General features: G+C 72.9%; 6 protein-coding genes and 2 pseudogenes. 5 read left to right on the plus strand and 3 right to left on the minus strand.

Features of this window, described 5'->3' with window-relative positions; all coding sequences use genetic code 11:
- Nucleotides 1–27: 27 nt before the first annotated feature.
- Nucleotides 28–420, minus strand: coding sequence for a DUF302 domain-containing protein (locus ACWEVO_RS28600; RefSeq protein ID WP_452310588.1), 393 nt, complete (start codon nt 418–420; stop codon nt 28–30).
- A 71-nt stretch (nt 421–491) separates the two neighbouring features.
- Complete coding sequence (locus tag ACWEVO_RS28605) at nt 492–1,694, minus strand: FAD-dependent oxidoreductase (protein WP_452310589.1); 1,203 nt, start codon at nt 1,692–1,694, stop codon at nt 492–494.
- A 152-nt stretch (nt 1,695–1,846) separates the two neighbouring features.
- Here ACWEVO_RS28605 and ACWEVO_RS28610 point away from each other — a divergent pair, with 152 nt between their 5' ends.
- The 5 genes and pseudogenes from ACWEVO_RS28610 to ACWEVO_RS28630 form a co-directional block, all read left to right on the plus strand.
- Nucleotides 1,847–2,116: a metal-sensitive transcriptional regulator gene (locus ACWEVO_RS28610; protein ID WP_452310590.1), complete on the plus strand. Its 270-nt coding sequence runs from the start codon at nt 1,847–1,849 to the stop codon at nt 2,114–2,116.
- Nucleotides 2,117–2,242: 126 nt separating this feature from the next.
- Complete coding sequence (locus tag ACWEVO_RS28615) at nt 2,243–3,643, plus strand: rhodanese-like domain-containing protein (protein WP_452310591.1); 1,401 nt, start codon at nt 2,243–2,245, stop codon at nt 3,641–3,643.
- A gap of 92 nt (nt 3,644–3,735) precedes the next feature.
- A complete protein-coding gene (locus ACWEVO_RS28620) occupies nt 3,736–4,335 on the plus strand; it encodes a rhodanese-like domain-containing protein (protein ID WP_452310592.1) in 600 nt (199 codons plus the stop codon).
- Nucleotides 4,332–5,240 carry a sulfite exporter TauE/SafE family protein gene (locus tag ACWEVO_RS28625; protein WP_452310593.1) on the plus strand — a complete coding sequence of 303 codons (909 nt, stop codon included), beginning with the start codon at nt 4,332–4,334 and terminating at the stop codon, nt 5,238–5,240. The genes ACWEVO_RS28620 and ACWEVO_RS28625 overlap by 4 nt, the downstream gene beginning before the upstream one ends.
- Nucleotides 5,227–5,556 (plus strand): annotated as a pseudogene (locus ACWEVO_RS28630) (class I SAM-dependent methyltransferase); the annotation flags it as partial. The gene ACWEVO_RS28625 and the pseudogene ACWEVO_RS28630, both read left to right, overlap by 14 nt.
- Before the next feature lie 16 nt (nt 5,557–5,572).
- Here ACWEVO_RS28630 and ACWEVO_RS28635 read toward each other — a convergent pair.
- A pseudogene (locus tag ACWEVO_RS28635) lies at nt 5,573–5,651 on the minus strand (type I methionyl aminopeptidase); the annotation flags it as partial.

Raw genomic sequence — 5,651 nt, forward strand, 5'->3', positions numbered from 1 at the left:
GCGGGCTCGCCCGCGCCCCCGTGCGGCTCAGCCGGCCAGGGTGTCCAGCGCGGCCCGCAGCCGGGCGGCGGCCTCATCGGCGACGGCCCGCAGCTCCGGCGCGTCGCTGAGTTGCACCATCACCTGCGGGTCCATGGCCTGCACCACCGTACGGTCCGGTCCTTCGGCACGGACGACCACGTTGCAGGGCAGGAGCAGGCCGATCGCCGGGTCCGCCTGCACCGCCCGGTGCGCCAGGGGCGGGTTGCAGGCCCCCAGGATGACGTACTCCCCCAGCTCGACGCCGAGCTTGTCGCGCAGCGTCGCGCTCAGGTCGATCTCGGTCAGCACCCCGAAGCCCTGGTCCTTCAGGGCCGCCCGGACGCGCTCCACGGTCGGGGCGAACCCGGCGGCCGAACGGACGGTCATCGCATAGCTCATGCTCTGCTCTCCCTCGTGGTCATGATGCCGGTCGCCCGGGGCCGGCCGCCGGTGATTGGGCGACGCGCCGCTCAGGCCCGGCCGCGCAGCATCCCGTGCCAGTACATGGCCGGCAGGCCGTAGCGCTTGAGCAGCCACATGTCGTAGCGCGGGCGCATCGTGTCGAGGAACGGGAAGCTGGGCTTCGGCCGGTGCGCGTAGTCGAACTCGGCGAGCAGCATCCGGTTGTGGGCGGTCACCAGCGGGCACGAGGTGTAACCGTCGTAGTGACCCGGCAGCGGCTCACCCCGGCGGGCGGCGAGCAGGTTGGCCACCACGACCGGCGCCTGCTTGCGGATGGCGGCCCCCGTCTTCGAGGTCGGCAGGTTCGCCACGTCGCCCAGCGCGAAGACCTCGGGCCACCGGTCGCTGCGCAGCGTGTGCCGGTCGACGGCCAGGTAGCCGTACGGGCTCGCCGGGTCGGCCAGCGGGCCACCCTTGAGCCAGTCCGGCGCGCTCTGCGGGGGTACGGCGTGCAGCAGCTCGTAGTCGAGCGTCTCCTTGGTGCCGGTGGCGTCGTCCAGCAGCACCGCGCGCCGGCTGTCGCCGTCGACCTCGACGAGCTGCGACTGGTACCGCACCTCGATGCCGTAGCCGGCGGCGACGTCGGTCAGGACCCTGGCCCAGTCCGGCTGGCCGAAGATGGTCGGCGTGGGCAGGACCAGGATGACCCGTACGTCGTCCAGGACGCCCTGGCGGCGCCACCAGTCGGCCGCGAGGTAGGCGATCTTCTGGGGCGCGCCGCCGCACTTGATCGGGCCCGCCGGCATCGTGAAGATCGCGGTGCCGCCGCGGACGGCGCGGATGAAGTCCCAGGTGCGGGGCGCGAGGTCGACGCGGTAGTTGCTGGACACGCCGCGCGTGCCCACCGACTCCGCGAGACCGGGCACCGCGTCGAAGTCGAGCTGGAGCCCGGGCGCCATGACGAGCTGGTCGTAACCGACCGTTCCGCCCTCGGCGAGCGCCACGTTCCGATTGTCCGGGTCGACGCCGATCGCCCGGTCCTGGATCCAGGTCACACCCTTGGGGATGAGCTTGTGTTCCGGCCGTACGGTTTCCGCCACGGTGGCCTGCCCGCCGCCCACCAGGGTCCAGAGCGGCTGGTAGTAGTGCTGCTCGGCGGGCTCGATCAGAGCCACGTCGTCCACGCCCGCCCGGCGCAGCCGCGCGGCGACGCTGATGCCGGCGGTGCCGCCGCCGACGATGACCACTCGGTGATGCCGCATCGGAGCCATGAATCCTCCCGGAATGAGAAGAACGGTCGCCGCACACATCCGCCGGACCGGCGGGGAATCCGCCGGCGACCCTCGCCGTTGAAGATACCCGTGGGGGTATCCGGTAGCGAGACCGTACCCCCTGGGGTATGTTGAACGCAGGAGGTAGCGCCGTGAAGCTTCAACCCGAGATGACCAGCGAGGCGCTGACCCGGCTCAAGCGGGCCCGGGGCCAGCTCAACGCCGTGATCGAAATGATGGAGAACGGGGAGGACTGCCGTTCCGCCCTGACCCAGCTCGCGGCCGTGTCCAAGGCCATCGACCGGGCCGGTTTCAAGATCATCGCGTCCGGGATGCGGCACTGCGGCACCACCCGCGACCGGGGCGAGGAGCCCGAGATGACCGAGGAGGAGCTCGAGAAGCTCTTCCTCGCCCTGGCCTGACCGAGGAATTCACCGCCCCCGCCGCTTGATCGCGGCAGGGGCGGGTAACCCGCGCCCGTAACCCGGGCAGAAGTCTGTCTCCCACATACCCCCCGGGGTATATGGGAAAGGGAAGGAGAACGGCACATGGCAGTCGACGTGTCCGTCATCGCGACGTCCTCGCTCGGCGACCGGAGCTACTTGGCCTCGGACGGCCGGGTGGCGATCGTCGTCGACCCGCAGCGCGACCTCGACCGGATCCTGTACCTCGCCGGCGCCAAGGGGGTGCGGATCACCCACGTGGTGGAGACGCACATCCACAACGACTACGTCTCCGGCGGCCTGGAACTCGCCCGGATCACCGGCGCCCGGTACCTGGTCGCCGCCGACGACGAGGTCGGCTTCGCGCGGATCCCGGTCACCGACGGCGACACGGTGCCCGTCTCCGACGCCCTGCGCCTGCGGGTGATCGCCACCCCCGGCCACACGTTCCACCACCTGTCGTACGTCCTCGACGAGGCCACCGACGGCGGCTGGCAGCCGGCCGGGGTCTTCACCGGCGGCTCGCTGCTGTTCGGCACCACCGGGCGCACCGACCTGCTCGGCCAGGAACACGCCCAGGTGCTGGCCCGCCACCAGCACGCCTCCGCGCGACGGCTGGCCGACCTGCTGCCCGACGGCGCGCAGGTGTGGCCGACGCACGGCTTCGGCAGCTTCTGCTCGGCCAGCCAGGCCGACGCCCCCGACTCGACCATCGGGCGGGAGAAGCAGGCGAACCCCGTGCTGCGGCTGGCCACGGACGAGTTCGTCACCGAGACCCTCTCCGGCCTGGACGCCTACCCGGCGTACTACGCCCACATGGGCGTGGCGAACAACGCCGGGCCGGCGCCGGTCGACCTCACCCCGGTCACCCGGGCCGACGCGGACCAGCTCCGCGACCGGATGGCCGCCGGCGAGTGGGTGGTCGACCTGCGGCACCGCAAGGCGTACGCGGCCTCGCACCTGGCCGGCACTGTCAGCCTCGGGCTGGACGGCCCGATGTCGACCTGGCTCGGCTGGCTGATCGACTGGGGCACGCCGATCACGCTGCTGGCGGAGACCCCGGAGCAGGTCGCGGACGCCCAGCGGGAGCTGGTGCGGATCGGCATCGACCGGCCCGCCGCCCAGGCGACCGGCGCGGCCGAGCAGTGGGCGGCCACCCCCGACCAGCTCCGCGAGCTGCGGATGGCCGACTTCCCGGCCCTGGCCGCGGCCCGCGCCGGGCACACCCCGGCCGGCCTACCCGCCCCGGACGTCGTGCTCGACGTGCGGATGACGAACGAGTGGCGGGCCGGCCACGTGGCGGACGCCGTGCACATCCCGCTGCCCGACCTGCCCAAGCGGCTCGCCGACCTGCCGGCGGGCACGGTCTGGGTGCACTGCGGCTCCGGCTACCGCGCCACCGCCGCCGCGTCGTTGCTGGCCAACGCCGGCCGCGAGGTCGTCGTCATCGACGACAAGTTCGACCGGGCCGAGGCGGCCGGCGTCGCCATGGCCGACCACGCCTGACCCGTATCCGAGACAGCGGCCGGCGCCACGGAGCGCCGGCCGGCAACCCACCCTGCCGCCGACCACGGCGGTTCGTCCCAGAACGAGGAGAAATGAGCACTTCCGAGAGCACCCGCCCGGCCACCCTCGACGCCACCACCCTGCGCGAGCTGATCGACTCCGGGCGCGCCCCCCGACTGCTCGACGTGCGTACCCCGGCCGAATTCGAGACCGTGCACATCCCCGGCGCCTACAACGTCCCGCTGGACCTGCTCAAGGAGCACCGCGAGGAGCTGCGCAACCACCTCGACGAGGACGTCGTGCTGATCTGCCGCTCGGGCGCCCGGGCCACCCAGGCCGAGCAGGCGCTCGCCGGGGTCGGGCTGCCCAACCTGAAGGTCCTCAACGGCGGCATGCTCGCCTGGCAGGCGGCGAACGCCCCGACCAAGCAGGGCGCCCCCCGCTGGGACCTGGAGCGGCAGGTCCGCCTGGTCGCCGGTTCGATCGTCCTGGCCAGCGTCCTGGGCTCGGTGTTCGTGCCCGGCCTGAAGTGGGTCGCCGGGTTCATCGGCGCCGGCCTCACCTTCGCCGCGCTCACCAACACCTGCGCCATGGGCATGATGCTGAGCAAGTTGCCGTACAACCGGGGCGCGAGCTGCGACCTGGACACCATCGTCGGCCAGCTGCGGGACAGCAACGGGGGGCGGGCGTGAGCGCCACCCTGCTGCTGACCGTCGGGCTGGCCGTCCTGATCGGGGTCAGCCTGGGACTGCTCGGCGGCGGCGGGTCGATCCTGGCCGTGCCGCTGCTGGTCTACGTCGCCGGACTGCCGGCCAAGGAGGCGATCGCCACCTCCCTGCTCGTGGTCGGCGCCACCAGCGCCGTGGGCGTGCTGCCGCACGCCCGGGCCGGGCGGGTCCGCTGGCGTACCGGGCTGATCTTCGGATTCGCCGGCATGAGCGGCGCCTACGCCGGCGGCCGGCTCGCCGAGTTCGTCCCGGCCGGTTTCCTGCTCACCGGTTTCGCGGTGATGATGCTGGCCACCGCGGTCGCGATGATCCGCGGCCGGCGCTCCGCCGAGGGCAAGCCGGTGCCGCACGAGCTGCCGGTGTTCCGGGTGGTCCTGGACGGGATCGTCGTGGGACTGGTCACCGGCCTGGTCGGCGCGGGCGGCGGCTTCCTCGTGGTGCCCGCCCTGGCCCTGCTCGGCGGCCTGCCGATGCCGGTCGCCGTGGGCACCTCGCTGGTGGTCATCGCGATGAAGTCCTTCGCCGGCCTGGCCGGCTACCTCTCCAGCGTGAGCATCAACTGGGGCCTGGCCCTCGCGGTGACCGCCGCCGCCGTCGTCGGCAGCTTCCTCGGCGGTCGCCTCGCCGGGAAGATCCCGGCGGACCTGCTGCGCAAGGCGTTCGGCTGGTTCGTCGTGGTGATGGGCGTCTTCGTCCTCGCCCAGCAACTGCCCGCACGGATGGCACTCGGCCTGATCGTCCTGGGAGCGCTTGCGGTAGCCGGTACGGTCACCGTGGCGGTGGTGCGCCGCCAGAGGAGGGAACACAGTGGACAGCAGCACCTGGGACGCCCGGTACGCGAGCGCGTCGGGACTGGTGTGGAGCGCTGAACCGAACCGCTTCGTCGTCGAGTCGGTCGCCGGGTTGACCCCCGGCGCCGCTCTCGACCTGGCCGCCGGGGAGGGCCGCAACGCGGTGTGGCTGGCCGAGCAGGGCTGGCGGGTCACGGCGGTCGACTTCTCGCAGGTGGCCGTCGAGCGGGGCCGCGAGCTGGCCGCCGCGCGGGAGGTGACCGTCGAGTGGCGGGTCGCCGACGTGACCGCGTACCGGCCGGTGCCGGGCAGCTACGACCTGGTGCTGATCAGCTACCTGCACCTGCCCGCGCCGGACCTGGCCGGCGTGCTCGACGCGGCCCGGCGGGCGCTGCGCCCCGGCGGCACCCTTCCAGCACCGTCGAGTCCGGGATGCCGTGGCAGATCACCTCGTTGAGGCTGGTGCAGCAGGACTTCGGGAAGCCCTTG

The sequence above is a fragment of the Micromonospora sp. NPDC003776 genome, assembly GCF_053605645.1.